Consider the following 14,680-nt stretch of genomic DNA (forward strand, 5'->3'; position numbering starts at 1 on the left):
TTATTTTTAAATTCAGACTGGTTGGTCATTAAAATATTTACGTTTAAACCAAAAAGCAACGTTTACAAGTGCAATCATTACAGGTACTTCAACTAATGGTCCGATAACTGCTGCAAATGCTGCGCCTGAATGAATACCAAACACCCCAACTGCTACAGCAATTGCTAACTCAAAGTTATTACTACCTGCTGTAAATGCTAACGTTGTTGTTACCGGATAGTTTGCACCAATTTTTCTTCCCATAAAGAAAGATACAAAAAACATTACGATAAAATAGATTAATAACGGAATCGCTATTCTTACCACATCTAGTGGCACGCTAACAATCATCTCTCCTTTTAAAGAAAACATAATGACGATCGTAAATAGCAATGCAAGTAATGTAAGTGGACTAATTTTAGGTATAAACACCTTTTCATACCACTGTCTTCCTTTTAACTTAACTAGTACAAAGCGTGTCAACATACCTGCTATAAAAGGAATTCCCAAATAGATAAATACTGATTTTGCTACTTCTATCATTGTAATATCGACAATAGCACCTTCAATCCCTAACCATTCTGGAATTACAGTTACAAATACGTATGCATAAACTGAAAAAAAGAGCATTTGGAATACCGAATTAAAAGCAACTAAACCTGCCGCATACTCTTTATCCCCATCAGCAAGATCGTTCCAAACGATTACCATTGCAATGCAACGTGCTAATCCAATCATAATGAGACCAACCATGTATTCTGGTTTATCAGGAAGAAAAATAATTGCTAACACAAACATAAGTACCGGACCAATAATCCAGTTTTGTACTAAAGATAGAACTAACACTTTTACATCTTTAAATACTCGGCCCATTTCCTCATAGCGAACTTTCGCTAATGGTGGATACATCATTACAATTAAACCAACAGCAAGTGGAATAGACGTCGTTCCAACCTGTAATGTATGTAGTCCGTCTACTACACTAGGAAACACAAACCCTAAACCAATCCCAACAGCCATCGCTAGAAAGATCCATAGTGTTAAATAGCGGTCTAGAAAAGATAAACGTTTCATTTTATTTCCCATCTCCTATTAACAACAAGAATTTTTTTCTACTACTTTAGAAGTCGTACAACAAGATGGATCTTCTATTTTGTGAACATCACTATCTGCTTTTGTATAAAAGAACTCCCACTCATTACCATCGGGATCCGTTACCCAAAACTTATCTTGTACTGCATAGCAACAAGTCGTATCCATCTCATCACGCGCGAAGAAACCTTCTTTTTCTAATCGTTCTTTATGCAATGTAATTTCTTCAGCTGTATCCACTTGGAAACCGAAATAATTTACTTGGTTTCCCTTCACTTCATCTCTTACGTTCAGTGTGAAGTTAAGTCCTGGCGTCTCTAATAAAAATTTTGCATAATCTGTTTTCACTTTAACTGGTGATACACAAAATACCTTTTCATAAAATTCAATAGACTTCTCTAAATTCGTAACGTTTATACCGATGTGAACATATCTCATACCTTATTCCTCCTTTATATATATCTTTAATCAATTTTTTTTGATTAATAGTGCAAAATTTTAACAGCAGCTACCTTTTCCTGTTTTTCTAAAGATACAACACAATTCTTCTGATAATAAATTATTCACTTCCGCATCATTTAAATCATAATAACTCCACGTACCTTTTGTTTCTTTTACAATTAAACCTGCATCTAATAAGATCTTTAAATGATAGGACAACTTAGATTGCGTCATTTCAAAAACTTCTGTCAAATCACATACACACGTCTGGCCTCGCTGGCAAAGCTCATACATGATTTCTAAACGTTTTTGATCAGCCAACGCTTTAAACTTTTTCTCATATAACTGAAAATTTCGTGCCACTGTAGTTCACTTCCCTTCATCAACTTTTTTTGATGTTTATAGTATATACGCTAGTGAGTTTATTATGCAACTTATTAATCAAATTTTTTTGATTTAGAAAAACTTCCTCCCATTATATCTTTGCTACAACTAAAAAGAACCCTAGCCTTTTCAAAAATGAAAAACTACGGTTCTTTTTACAACTTAATAGTTACAATATTTCCGAGAAATGGAGTCTCTATAACTGTTTTAAATTTTAATTTGACCATTATAGAGTAGTGCCCTACCATCAAGCTAAGAAAAACAAATACCCCAAAATGAGAAAAATCGATATAACTCTTCGGCAAATAAAGATAACTCTTGTTTTTAGTGCATAATCATAAAAAGCACGTCACCCTTTCTCATTAACATAAGAGAATAGTAATGTGCTTTCAATTTCAAAAATAGTCTAAATCCTTAAGTTGATGGTTGTGGGGCGGGCCCCAATAAGAACGGTATCTAAGATTGTATGAAAGGTGTTAGTTCCATTCAAAAGGCCTCAGCCGACGATTAACTCAAGTACCGGTTTCGGATGACTCCCATGTGATGAAGTTCGTGTCCTGCGATGCCGTACGCGAGGGCGCGCGCCGTAATGCTTAGGTTGTTGGCTGTACCCTTGCGGTTCCACGCCTCCGCCGGTAGCCCGCGCAGCAATGTGACCGTTGATTGCCGGACGGCCTGGTAGTCTTCGGCCAGTTGCGCGATTGTCCAGCTTCCGAAAGGAGGCATGAACAATTCCTGATCGAAACCGGTCAGCGGCGTCTGGTCCCCTCTTGCGAACCGGAGCAGGCGGTAGGTTATGACGCGTTCCGCGTCTGTAATGTGGCCCACAACTTCTTTCAGTGTCCATTTTCCTTCCGCATACCGATATGCGGCCTGGCTTTCGGTCAACGATGCCAGGAGCTCGGTCATTTGCTTTTCCTGGGCGAGCAGAATGTCGATGATGTTACCGTCTGGCACCAAACGGATATATTCGCCGGAGCTCCCAGCGTATTCTTCTTCTGAAGGTCTTTGATTCATGCGTAGTCACCTCTTTATGTATATATAGAAAATTATAGGACTCGTCTATGTCTAATCAATTCGCGAAATGATAGAACTTTCCTTTTAATAATTGAGGATAAGCAACTATTTAGTCAGTCAGTCGCCACACTATCCTGATTCGTTAGCACAATAAGCAACGCTAATCAATAATGCATAAAAATTATCTGTTATACAATATTTCAAAGTTATTAATATATAAAGGTAACACCTTCTTTTTTTAATTTAAAGATGAATTTTCAATTATATTTTGAAATAGACCGAAGTAAAACACACTAGTCTAACTACTTTTCTATACAAGATTTTATGCAAAAAAGAATAGCGAAGACCCTAGAATCCCCGCTATATCAATGATGTATAAAATCTTGTATAAGAGATAGATAGACATAGAGACAAAAAATTTAGTAAAAATAAGGATGCTATGAAAAACTTGCTAACGATAATGAGACATTATGTTAACCTTATATGAATATCCTATACAATCAAAATCACACGATGTATCACCTCACCCGAATGGTATAATAAGGAAAATGACAGGGGCTTCTTCAAAAACGTTAGGAGGATACTATGGAACTGGGATTAGAAGATAAAATTAGGAAATATTTAGTGAGCAAATATCAGTGCCACTCTGTTATTGTCTATGGTTCCTATGCGAACGGTGACTACTCTGAGGACAGTGACATTGACTTGTTATGCTTTACTGATGTACCCACCCATTCAAACGATATAAATATTTTGCAGGAGAAGCAGTTGGATGCTTGGATTTACCCGACTGAGAAAATAAGGGACATAACAGATTTCCTTCGCATCCAAAACGGGTATTCAATTTTGGATGAACGAGGTTTGTGTGCTAATTTTCTAAACCAGATTCAGGAACTATACCAGCAAGGTCCAGAACCATTACAAGATACCCAGAAAGAGTTTCTGAGAGAGTGGCTTAACAAGATGTTAAAGCGTTCGGAACGGGGAGATATAGAGGGGAACTTTAGGTTTCATTGGTTGTTGGTTGATAGTTTGGAGATTTACTGTAACCTGCACGATACATGGTACTTTGGACCAAAAAGGACATTGAAATGGATGTCTGCACACGATACTAACAGTTACAGATTATTTGAAAAAGCCATACACCCAAATGCAGACCCCTATGATGTAACCGCTTGGATTGCGTATATTACACAAGAATAATCCACTTCCAATAACGAGAATTATGTAAATAAGCTGGCCATGTGGACAGCTTATTTTTTTTGCTTAGCGTGCAAAATTCGCGTCTCGTTGGCGGTACCCCATACCCATCAAGCTAAGATTTTGAATTATTCCAAAATGAAAATTTCATTCTTTCATAGTTGTCCATAGAAGTTCAGTTCGTTTTTTTCATTTATGGGAAGAACGTATTTCTTAACTTGATAGCGATGTGGCGAGACCTCTACAATCAATTTATGGATAATCAGATTTAATATCAAATGTAAAAGTTACCAATATATACATATAAACCAGTATTATAGTTAGATACTGGTTTATTTGATGCTTTTATTTATGTACTTGTTAATTTAGCATAGATGATAAAAAATAAGGTTAATTGTCCTATTATCGTAATATTCGGCACTACTATAATTAAATTAATAATAAAAAAGACTGCTAAAATCCCTAAAAACAAGCATAAATGATAAATGTTCAAGCGGTGTTGTTCAAACCTGTATTGATGAAAAACAATTGTAGTTGACAGGAAATAGAGCAATACAGAACCAAAAACAAAATATAAGATAAAAGAATAATAGACCTCATGTAAAAATAATAATCTAATGGATGCTGCAACCATACTCAAAGACATTAAAATAAATAGATGACCGTAAATAATAATTTGACCAGAAGTTTGTCTAGACTTGTCGAGTTTCTTCTCCATGTTATCGAAATATTGCCACCACATCGAAATAATGAGGATAAATGAAATAATCGCAAAGCTTATTGAATCCCAATTTCCTTGTTTAGGTTGAATGACCACAAGAGTGCTTATAAGAGCTTCCCCAAAGAGAATAATAGAAAATAGACCAAATCTCTCTAACAAGTGGGCTGTATTTGTAGGAACCTTTTCTAAACACTTTCTTCCAAGCAGTGGTACAATAATATCGATAAGAATCCCAAAATATAACACAGCATATCGAATCCAAGAATCAAAAAAGACGGATAATAATGAAATAGCGATTCCAATCCAAAAATATCTTCCTAAAAAGAGGGCTGCTTTTTTTCGAGCCCCCTCTTCTATACGCTGGACCACAAGATATTGAATTGCAGTCACGACCCTTAAGCCAATATAGCCAATTAAAAAAGAAAGATAATAAGGATCAAAATCAGCTGATAAGCTTGATGTCATTATTAGGACAAAAAACATTTGCAAGATCAAAAAAATTCGTTGATGAAATAAATCTTTTCCAAACCGGTTAACAAAGATGGTTTGCCCTACCCAAGCCCACCAGATCGGAATAAAAATTAAGACAAACTTTACTAAATACTCTGCATGGATGTGACCATCTTCAACATGAAGTAAAACATGAGTCGCAGCCGTCACTGCCGCCACAAATAACAAATCATAAAAGAGTTCTAACCACGTCACTTTCTTTTCTTCCATTTCTGCACTCCCTCCTTATAGTAATAGTATGCTAAAAATATATAATAATTGGAAGAGAAAATAATATAGACATAAACCATTTCTCATCGCGGGCGTAGTTACGGATGTTTATGTTGCTTTCCCAGCACTTTCCGCTATAAAAGCTGGGTATGAAGTATTTGCTGTTACGGATGCTTCAGGAACTTTCAGTAAACAAGTTGCAGATGCCGCCAATACGCGTATGGCACATAGTGGTGTGTAACTTATGAACTGGTTTAGTGTAGCGTGCGAATTACAACGCGATTGGCGCAACGATGTCGAAGGTTTTGGCAATTTACTTGCTAGTAATCTTCCAGGTTATCAAAATATAATTGGAAGCTATAGGGAGGATTTATGGAAAGGTATTATACAATTTCAAGTTATGCACCATATATAAGAAGAATCCAACAAACTATGATTAATCACTACATTTTCTTTCATAGGATAGGATGTCAACGTAAAAAAAGACACTTTCTATAGTGTCTTTTTTGAAATAGTATACCTATGTTAGCTTTTTACACTCTAAAATAAAGTCGATATCCTCACAAGTAGTATCCTCATTGTAAATACGTTCAATAACTTCCGCTGCATACTCTTTATCTTCATATGTTTCTGCTAATCTCTTTATATAGTTTTTTACAATTTGTATTGCTTCTTCCAGGTCTAGATTACTTTTCATTAATTCAGGGTTGAAATATCCCAATTCGTACACTCCTTTTCATTAATGGGGTACCGCCACATCAACTTAAGGGATGTATTAAACAAAAACGTAAGCTTTCTGGTTTCGGTTTAAATAAAAACCTGTCAATAAGATCAGGATTGCATTGGAAATGTATCTCTGTTGTTTTTTGTTATATATTTGGATCAGTATACAGTTATGCCAAATCCAATAGTAAGAATTAATCCTGCAAAGATATATGGTAGATTAACATTTACATTAAGTAAAATGCCTCCCGTTGCTGGCCCTATTATATTCCCGAGACTTGTATAAGTAGAATTCATCCCTCCGATAAATCCTTGATTTTCTCCAGCTATTTTAGAAAGTAATGTTGTAATTGCTGGTCGAAGTAAATCAAATGCCAAAAAGATGATAAACGTTAAAATCGCGACCATCCAATAATTACCGACAAATGTAGATACAACTATAATTATAGCGGCTATGAATAAGCTATATTTAATGATCCCTTTCTCACCAAATTTTTTTACTAATTTTTCAAAGAACATGATTTGTGCTATTACTCCTAATATGGCGCTTACTTAAATAATTATTGATATATCTTTAGGTGTAAAACCAAACTTTTTATCAACAACAAAGCTAAACATATGTTCATAAGCTGATAAACCACATCCTAAAACAAAAACAAGTAATAGTGGGATAAAATATAAAGGGTGAAAAGATTGTTTAATTTCTTAAAAAAAACTAACTTGTATTTTGTTATCTTGCATTTTAATTCGTTGTTCTTTAGATACAGGATCTTTCAAAATGAATACTGAAAAACACGCAGCGATACCAGAAATTACTGCTGCAAAAAAGAACGGTGCACGTATGCCAAAATCAGATATAAAGCCACCAATACCAGGTCCAATTATGAATCCTGTACTAATAGCTGCTGATAAATACCCTAATGCTTTTGCTCTGTTTTCTAATGATGTTGTATCAGCTATAAAAGCAGTGACTGCCGGCATCATACATGCAGAACTAACACCTCCTAGTGCTCTAGAAAGAAATAATACCCATATTTGATTTCCAACTCCAAATAAAAATTCAGAAAAGGAAAATAGAATTAACCCTGCTATGATCATTTTTTTCGACCAAATATATCTACCCATCTTCCGGCAATAGGAGATGTTAATAGTTGAAAAATGCAAACATAGCAATTAAATATCCCATAGTGTCAGTGCCTAAATGTAATGCCCTCATATAAGATGGCATTACAGGAACTACAAGACCAATTCCTAAAAATACGATAAATACATTAAATAATGCTAAAACTAAAGCTAAATTTTTCCTATTGTATATATCCATATGACTTTCCTCACCTTATGATTAATTATATATAGACATAAAAAAGCTTTTTTATATAATTGTCTTTAGCATAAACCCTAAAGTAACTTTAAGGTCAATACAAAAATTAAAGACGTAAAAATATCTATAAGGCGTATCACCAGATCAGGTTGCCCCAAAACGATAAAATGAACTTCATTGTTATAAAAGACTCAAATTTTTCGTTTTGGAGCATTATAAAATTTTAACTTGATGGTGATGAGGCGGGACTCCAAACAGTACGATTTTATTTCAAAGACACAACGATCTTACTATACACTTTTTATTTATCCCACACTCTCATCTGCTAATATTACTATTTTCTATTACTAATGTTGCCGTTTCACTCGGATGGCTAAGAGGAAAATGATGGCCATATGGAACAAAATCAACTTTACCAAGATGCGATGGAGCAGAATAGGCTCTGTCATAATCCCCCCAAATAATGTGAAGATTATACTTTGTTACTTCATTGAAATCACCTTGATCGTTTTTCAGTAGTAAACTGTTAAGCTGAACCGTAGTATTTAAAATTCTAGGAGAAGTAAAACTGTTCCTTATTTTTTCAATATAATGTTCAGGGATGCTCTCCATACTTTCAAACAAACCATTACTTAATAAATATCGCTCTATGAAATTAGTAGTTGCCAATTTTAATGTCCATTTGTTCATAAATTGAGGAACATTTAGCGATTTAGCATTTTTTTTAACTACAGGTGGCTGAAGTAAAGTGATTGCATACTTCTTATCTATGTACTCTTGTACCAATGCTTCCAGAAGAATAAATGCACCGAATGAATGACCAATTAGATGTGCACCATTTGTAGCTTTCTCCAATAACTTTTTCACTACATTCAAATAGATATTTAGAAGATTTTTATCTCGTTTAAAAGGAGAACGCCCCAAACCTGGAAGATCCAAGATCCATACAGGTTGACCAGTTTTTTCATGAAGCTCTTGTGCTAAAGGAATTAAATCCTCTCCATCACTCAATAAACCATGTAATAAAATAAACGGTTTACCCTCTCCTTGTAATTGGTAAACGGTATTGTTATCGCATAATGTTCGTTTAAATACATGATTATGCTGGCCATTTTGATACATCATTCGATAATCCAGATCAGCTACTACGGCAGGGAAAAATTTCATTACACTCGTCTTCCTAAACCAATCTCCTCCCATAATTTTTTTCGCTGAAACATTTGAAAATTTTCGTTTTGTAATAAAATTCAGTCCATCAGAAGGAATTTTTGTTATTTTACTTACTCCACTATTCATAATTGTTTTCATAAGCGGCATTGGAACCGAGATTTTTGATGCCCTCATATTCATACTTTCCGACATAATAGGGGTCACCATATCATTTCGGGAATATCGTACGTTTAGACATAATTTGGACACAAATCAACCGATTTCTTAACGTACAAGGAATCGGCTAATTCTTTACATACTCTTTGATAATGACAGAATCCGGAATCATACACAATTGTTGATTTGAAATACAGCACAATATAGAGATTACGTACTATGTCGGACTATTATGTGACATATAATTATTGATGCATGAATTCTAAAATAAAAAATACTTAATAAATAATAATATCAATTTATATTTTTTTCTCTAAATCTTTTTTTAATTCTGATATTATTTGTTTTTTGTTATAGTCAGTATTATTATCTTTATGTTTTTGAATTAATAATGCACTATAACCTGATGTATAAGCTGTTGCGAATGACACACCTGTATCGAGGGTCATTTTACTATTAAAATACAAGGAAAATATGTCTTCCCCTGGAGCAAATACATCTACTTTTTTCTTTTCAAATTCTTTAGAATACATTTTCCCTTTAACATTCAACATTCCTACACCAACGACTTCGGGATATGCGCCAGGATAAGCTTTATCCGAGTCACCTTCATGTTTAATATTCCCCGAGGAAGAAACTACAATTATATTCTTTTCACTAGCCTTTTTTATTGCCTCATGTAATTCATTATTTTCATTTGGAAACTCTAAGCTGATATTGATGATATCCACATTTTGTTCTATTGCCCAATAGACACCTTTAACAAGGTTTTCAAATTTCGCATCCCCGTTTCCATTAGCTACTTTAGCAATATATAAATCGGATTCTGGAGCAATTCCTAATAGTGTATGATTATTTTTACGAGCACCAATGATTCCAGCGATTTTTGTTCCATGCCCATTATCATCGGCAAATTCATCTATCTTATCACTAGTAAAATTGGCACCTTTTATGTAACTCAAATCACTATTATTTTTATCAATGCCTGTATCAAGAACAGCAATTTTTATATTCTTCCCATAAACTTTTTCATCATTCCATTTTTGAAGATTATGATTAATATCTTTTTGCATAACCTCCTGCTGATTTTTTGTACCTAATCCTTCATCGGAATCATGATTTTCGTGTCGTTGTTGATTTTCCTGTTTTACATGATTTTTGTGTCCTTCGTGATTTTCATTACCCTTGGCGGTTGTTTGGTTACTACATCCAATTAGTAAACTACAACTAACAAGAAATGCAAGAGCGCCTATTGCGTTGTTTTTCATAATTCTTCTCCTCAACTGTTAAGATATCTTCATACTATTAATGAGTATGCCACTTTTCACGATGACCAATTAGAGGCGAACAGTTGCGAACATATGCTTTGCAGTATCGCATTCTAGCATCCATCTTACCTAAAGTAGAATCTAAAGCACATACTTGCATCGCTAATATTGCTTTATAGCAATCTGAGGTTATAAAATTCCATGGACCCCATCCATTATCATCTAAACAGTATGGGAATCCACCACCTGAAATGATTCCATCTTGTTCATCTTTAGAATGATCCACATAAATTACCGATTTTGGCCATTTTTGATTAAGACTTTCTTTTAATTTTTTTGCAATTTCATGATTTCCTTCACCTAGTGAAGTAAATCCTTCTAAAGTACTGGAAAGTCCTTCTTTATGAGTAGCAACACTTTCTTTAATCTTGTTCATGTCTTCTTCGCTAATTCCAAATTCCTGGGCGTTTGCTTTTAAAATTTCATCCATTGAATAAAATTTTTCATGATTTCCCTTAGCGGTTTCAACTTTTTTCTCTAATTCTGTCTGCATTCTTTCTTGATTGGCAACCATTTCATTCATAAATCGATCATCGTCAGTTTTTTGAGGAGCCTTTTGTATTTTTTGAGCATCATAACTTGTAATCATTTGTTCGGCGACCTGTTTAGGTGTCATATCCTTCATTTCTCCCTCATGATGCGATTCCGCGGATGCAGACAAAGGGCTACCAACTATTAAAGTTAATGCCAATGCTCCTACTAATTTTACAATTTTTTTCATTGTAATTCCCCCTTATTTAATATTCACATAAAATATTACCAGTTTTTAGAAATAAATCAACAGATTTTTCTATTTTTTTCAATAAATTCATATTTTCAGATGATTATATATTTAAGCGCTCCCTTTTTTGTGTAATAAATTTTGAAATATTAATAAAACATTGGTAATATTTAGATAGGAGGGATAAACAAATGGTACTTAATAAAAAGATAATATTTCCATCTTCCATTCTACTAGTAATATGCCATATTTTTATTGCTTATTATTGGGTTGTTGATTGGAAAAAACTAATAACCCCATACGGACTAATTATTTGGATAAGTTCGACACTTTTTGGTTTTTTACTTTATCGATATTATAAAAAACTAAAATTAAATAAGGAGTTTAATTTTAGTGCTTTATTATTAATTATTTCTTCATCATTTATGGTGTTATTAGGAATTATTTTTGTATTTATTTCAATAGTCGTTAGCTCTATGCCTTAAACATTATCTGAATTACAAATGAAAGAGAGCATGAGTATAATAATTATTAAACAGTTGTCCCGGCTTTTATTTAATAACAAAAATAAACACCCCCATGTTGAAAAAAGATTAATCAAAATGAGGTTCCCTCTTTAATTTTAGTACAAATTTTGTATACAAATTAACAATTGTGTCTGGTTCGGGATTCTGTCATCAGCAAAGATTATGTAAAGAATTAGCCGATTCCTTGTACGTTAAGGAATCGGTTGATTTGTGTCCAAATTATGTCTAAACGTACGATATTCCCGAAATGATATGGTGACCCCTAATACTTAATAATTCAGCAATGTTCTGATCGTGCTGTTTGTCTTCAACAAGTGTATATGTTTGAATAGTCGGTTGCTCCAATCTGAAAACCTGCACAATAAACTTCGCAAGCTCAATGTTTGAAATAAGTGGTAACCTATATCCCTTACCTCCAGGAATCACTGGCATGAGCCCTCTTCGCATACTCTTCACAAGCAAACCTAATCCTGCTATCTGCTCTGTACTCCCTGTTTTACTACTACCGACTACAGTTGGCGGATTAATTACAGAAAGCGGATAACCTACTGCTGATGCCTGCTGACGGATATAAAGATCTGCTAAAAATTTTGTTCTCTCATATGGATTTTTTATTTTCAAATAATTATTCCCTTCTTGAAACACATCAATTGCAATCTTGCTATTTTTATCATCAAAGGGACTCATATAACCTACAACATGAATAAATTGTTGCAAGCCCTTCAATTGATGAATACTTTTAGCTAATTCACTAATATGTTTGGCGCCATTTAAAAATACGGAAGCTACCTCTTTACTTGTCGCTTGAATATCCATGGGGCCTCCTGCGTGAATAATCACATCCGTTTTCAATACCCTCTCCTTATCTTCAGCACTTAGACCTAAATCTATTTTCGTCAAATCACCTTCAATAAAGTGCATAACTTCCTTTTTTAAGATACCTCTTTCTTGAAAAAGGCGTATTGCTTTACTTTTCGACCTCACTAAAAGAAGAATTTTAACATCCTCTTTGGCTAATTCTTTCACTAATTGCTTTCCAATAAAGCCTGTTCCACCAGTTAAAAATACTGTTCTCATATAAAATCCCCCTTTTTAGTACTATTCAGTACTAATTCGATGTAAAAAAAATGCTTCTTTTATCGAAGCATTTTTAAAAAATGATCTGCTGTTTTCGTGATTACAGTTGCATCCTTCAATGTTTCTGAAATAAATAACGCTCCTTCAAGATTTGTAATAAAAAGTGATGCAACCTCATCAATATGAATCGTATTTCTAAATTCTCCATTCTCTACCCCTTGTTTAAGTAATAGAGAAACTTTCTTTTGTAATCCTGTAAAAAAAAGACCTATTTTTTCTTTTATTTGCGTGGCCTGTTTAGGACTTTGAATATAAAGAGTAATAAATGGACAGCTCCCCTTATACTCTCTCGACTGAACTCCTTGTGATAATTGCTTTAAAAACAGTTGGATACGATCTTCAACTAAAAATTGATTCTGAGAAAGTACGTCATCAATTGCAGATTGATACATTTCAATCCAATAATCAACGACCGCTTCTAATAATACTTCCTTATTAGAAAAGTGATAATACACATTAGACTTTGAAACTTTGCTTACACGTACTAATTCATCCATACTTGTATAAGCAAACCCTTTTTCTAAAAATAATGTTGCGGCTACTTCAATCACACGTTTTTGATTCATTAATTTTACCTTTGTCATAACTAGAACTATATAGTACTAATTTAAATATTACAAGTATTTATGTTAATTTAGAAAAAAGTTTGATTAAAAAAGTTCCACTAACATTGATTTTACTGCAAAAAATCTTAGCATCAGTGTTACGAAAAAAAGAAAGGGAGTGGATCCCCCACTCCCTTTAACCATCTACCCCTGATTCTTCTGCGCTTCTCTAAACTCCTCCTTCACCTTCTCTAACAACCCTTCTTCCGTAATTAATCGATGTGCCGTATTCGCTAGTACTTTTGCCGATGTAATTAATGCTTTATCTCCAAGTTCTGAACGTGCTGCTTCTCTAAATTCATTCGTATGTGCAATTAAATCATCTGGTCCGATTTTAATGTACGGATGAATTGTCGGTACGACTTGGCTTACGTTTCCTGCGTCGGTTGAACCAATCCCTACTCTTTCTTTACGATTTACATCTTCACCTAATAGTTCTAGTTCTTCCGCTACGATATCGTTATATGTTTTTGTTACGAGTAATTCATCGATTTCATTTTGGAATTGATGGATTTTTACTTTCGCACCTGTTGCTAATGCTGCTCCCTGTGCGATATTTTTTACTTTTTCTGTTACTTCTGCACATCTTTTTCGCGTTGCTGCACGGATGAAGAATCTTGCTGCGGCATAGTCAGGAATAATATTAGGTGCTTTTCCTCCCTCTGTAATGACGCCATGAATTCTCACGTCTGACGGAAGTTGTTGGCGAAGTGCGTTAATACCGTTATAGAGCTGAATAACCGCATCTAATGCGTTAATCCCTTCTTCTGGCGAAGCTGCAGCGTGAGCTGTTTTTCCGTAAAAATGAAAATCAAGCGGATCGACCGCTAGTGAAGGACTCGTTGTCGCTGTCTTTCCGCTTGGATGAATCATAAGCGCCGCATCAATGTTTTTAAATAAGCCTGCCTTTACATAACTCGATTTTGCGCTACCGTTCGGTCCTCCTTCTTCAGCTGGTGTTCCGAACACGACAACTTCCCCGCCAATTTCTTCAAGCGTTTCTGATAATGCAATTGCTGCTGCAACGCTAATTGTGCCGATTAAATTGTGACCACACGCATGGCCTAGTCCTGGTAAAGCGTCGTACTCCGCTAAAAATGCGATTGCTGGTCCTTGTTTTCCAGAGCTTTTTCGCGCGATAAATCCCGTTTCATGTCCAGCTATATTGTGCTGCAACTGAAATCCTGCACTGCCTAGCAATAAACTTAACGTTCTAGATGCATAAAACTCTTGGTTACCAATTTCCGGATTCGCATGAATATCATGACTTGTTTCTATGTACTTTTCCTTATTTCTTTCGATACTCTCTTCAATTGTTTTTCTTTGTGACGTTACTCCTGTCGCTCCCATTTCTCTTCCCCCTTATATTTTCACATAAAAAAGCCTCTTTCTAAAAGATAGAAAGAGGCTTCTGTATATACAGTCAAAATGAGCTTCT

Annotated in this window: 12 protein-coding genes and 4 pseudogenes; 3 read left to right on the forward strand and 13 right to left on the reverse strand. The window is 34.5% G+C overall.

Annotated features, from left to right (window positions below):
* Positions 1-12 precede the first annotated feature (12 nt).
* The 4 genes from arsB to BHV55_RS15850 form a co-directional block, all read right to left on the reverse strand.
* The gene (arsB, locus tag BHV55_RS15835; protein WP_048568426.1) at positions 13-1,053 is read right to left on the reverse strand and encodes an ACR3 family arsenite efflux transporter; all 1,041 of its coding nucleotides are present in this window, start codon (positions 1,051-1,053) and stop codon (positions 13-15) included.
* An 18-nt stretch (positions 1,054-1,071) separates the two neighbouring features.
* A complete protein-coding gene (locus BHV55_RS15840; protein ID WP_070756712.1) occupies positions 1,072-1,509 on the reverse strand; it encodes an ArsI/CadI family heavy metal resistance metalloenzyme in 438 nt (145 codons plus the stop codon).
* A gap of 60 nt (positions 1,510-1,569) precedes the next feature.
* A complete protein-coding gene (gene arsR, locus BHV55_RS15845; protein ID WP_048568424.1) occupies positions 1,570-1,875 on the reverse strand; it encodes an arsenical resistance operon transcriptional regulator ArsR in 306 nt (101 codons plus the stop codon).
* 528 nt (positions 1,876-2,403) lie between these two features.
* Positions 2,404-2,913, reverse strand: coding sequence for a DinB family protein (locus tag BHV55_RS15850; RefSeq protein WP_070756714.1), 510 nt, complete (start codon positions 2,911-2,913; stop codon positions 2,404-2,406).
* Positions 2,914-3,498: 585 nt separating this feature from the next.
* On the opposite strand from BHV55_RS15850, the gene BHV55_RS15855 reads away from it, so the two are divergent.
* Positions 3,499-4,116 carry a nucleotidyltransferase domain-containing protein gene (locus BHV55_RS15855; RefSeq protein ID WP_070756716.1) on the forward strand — a complete coding sequence of 206 codons (618 nt, stop codon included), beginning with the start codon at positions 3,499-3,501 and terminating at the stop codon, positions 4,114-4,116.
* Positions 4,117-4,462: 346 nt separating this feature from the next.
* Here BHV55_RS15855 and BHV55_RS15860 read toward each other — a convergent pair whose 3' ends face one another.
* Entirely contained in the window at positions 4,463-5,554 is a 1,092-nt protein-coding gene (locus BHV55_RS15860; protein ID WP_070756718.1) for a low temperature requirement protein A, read from the reverse strand.
* Between the two features lie 73 nt (positions 5,555-5,627).
* On the opposite strand from BHV55_RS15860, the pseudogene BHV55_RS15865 reads away from it, so the two are divergent.
* Positions 5,628-5,969: pseudogene (locus BHV55_RS15865) on the forward strand (isochorismatase family protein); the annotation flags it as partial.
* A gap of 105 nt (positions 5,970-6,074) precedes the next feature.
* On the opposite strand, the gene BHV55_RS15870 reads toward BHV55_RS15865, so the two are convergent.
* The 5 genes and pseudogenes from BHV55_RS15870 to BHV55_RS15890 form a co-directional block, all read right to left on the reverse strand.
* Complete coding sequence (locus tag BHV55_RS15870) at positions 6,075-6,275, reverse strand: hypothetical protein (RefSeq protein WP_065703698.1); 201 nt, start codon at positions 6,273-6,275, stop codon at positions 6,075-6,077.
* A 161-nt stretch (positions 6,276-6,436) separates the two neighbouring features.
* Positions 6,437-7,598: pseudogene (locus tag BHV55_RS15875) on the reverse strand (MFS transporter).
* Positions 7,599-7,916: 318 nt separating this feature from the next.
* Positions 7,917-8,963 (reverse strand): annotated as a pseudogene (locus BHV55_RS15880) (alpha/beta fold hydrolase); the annotation flags it as partial.
* A 260-nt stretch (positions 8,964-9,223) separates the two neighbouring features.
* Complete coding sequence (locus BHV55_RS15885; RefSeq protein ID WP_070756720.1) at positions 9,224-10,192, reverse strand: S8 family serine peptidase; 969 nt, start codon at positions 10,190-10,192, stop codon at positions 9,224-9,226.
* A gap of 37 nt (positions 10,193-10,229) precedes the next feature.
* The gene (locus tag BHV55_RS15890; protein WP_048568420.1) at positions 10,230-10,973 is read right to left on the reverse strand and encodes a hypothetical protein; all 744 of its coding nucleotides are present in this window, start codon (positions 10,971-10,973) and stop codon (positions 10,230-10,232) included.
* Positions 10,974-11,164: 191 nt separating this feature from the next.
* Here BHV55_RS15890 and BHV55_RS15895 point away from each other — a divergent pair, with 191 nt between their 5' ends.
* Complete coding sequence (locus tag BHV55_RS15895; RefSeq protein WP_048568419.1) at positions 11,165-11,458, forward strand: hypothetical protein; 294 nt, start codon at positions 11,165-11,167, stop codon at positions 11,456-11,458.
* Between the two features lie 306 nt (positions 11,459-11,764).
* Here the strand turns inward: BHV55_RS15895 and BHV55_RS15900 are convergent.
* The 3 genes and pseudogenes from BHV55_RS15900 to BHV55_RS15910 form a co-directional block, all read right to left on the reverse strand.
* Positions 11,765-12,577 (reverse strand): annotated as a pseudogene (locus tag BHV55_RS15900) (SDR family oxidoreductase); the annotation flags it as partial.
* 59 nt (positions 12,578-12,636) lie between these two features.
* The gene (locus tag BHV55_RS15905; RefSeq protein ID WP_048568418.1) at positions 12,637-13,203 is read right to left on the reverse strand and encodes a TetR/AcrR family transcriptional regulator; all 567 of its coding nucleotides are present in this window, start codon (positions 13,201-13,203) and stop codon (positions 12,637-12,639) included.
* Positions 13,204-13,386: 183 nt separating this feature from the next.
* Entirely contained in the window at positions 13,387-14,592 is a 1,206-nt protein-coding gene (locus tag BHV55_RS15910; RefSeq protein ID WP_048568416.1) for a M20 family metallopeptidase, read from the reverse strand.
* Positions 14,593-14,680: the final 88 nt, after the last annotated feature.

It is taken from the genome of Bacillus sp. RZ2MS9, from assembly GCF_001816185.2.
Lineage (GTDB): Bacteria > Bacillota > Bacilli > Bacillales > Bacillaceae_G > Bacillus_A > Bacillus_A cereus.

Excerpts from the sequence above, each read along its gene's own strand:
- arsB (WP_048568426.1), bottom strand. The coding sequence starts at position 1,053 with ATGAAACGTTTATCTTTTCTAGACCGCTATTTAACACTATGGATCTTT.
- BHV55_RS15840 (WP_070756712.1), bottom strand. The coding sequence starts at position 1,509 with ATGAGATATGTTCACATCGGTATAAACGTTACGAATTTAGAGAAGTCT.
- BHV55_RS15850 (WP_070756714.1), bottom strand. The coding sequence starts at position 2,913 with ATGAATCAAAGACCTTCAGAAGAAGAATACGCTGGGAGCTCCGGCGAA.
- BHV55_RS15855 (WP_070756716.1), top strand. The coding sequence starts at position 3,499 with ATGGAACTGGGATTAGAAGATAAAATTAGGAAATATTTAGTGAGCAAA.
- BHV55_RS15860 (WP_070756718.1), bottom strand. The coding sequence starts at position 5,554 with ATGGAAGAAAAGAAAGTGACGTGGTTAGAACTCTTTTATGATTTGTTA.
- BHV55_RS15885 (WP_070756720.1), bottom strand. The coding sequence starts at position 10,192 with ATGAAAAACAACGCAATAGGCGCTCTTGCATTTCTTGTTAGTTGTAGT.
- BHV55_RS15890 (WP_048568420.1), bottom strand. The coding sequence starts at position 10,973 with ATGAAAAAAATTGTAAAATTAGTAGGAGCATTGGCATTAACTTTAATA.
- BHV55_RS15895 (WP_048568419.1), top strand. The coding sequence starts at position 11,165 with ATGGTACTTAATAAAAAGATAATATTTCCATCTTCCATTCTACTAGTA.
- BHV55_RS15905 (WP_048568418.1), bottom strand. The coding sequence starts at position 13,203 with ATGAATCAAAAACGTGTGATTGAAGTAGCCGCAACATTATTTTTAGAA.
- BHV55_RS15910 (WP_048568416.1), bottom strand. The coding sequence starts at position 14,592 with ATGGGAGCGACAGGAGTAACGTCACAAAGAAAAACAATTGAAGAGAGT.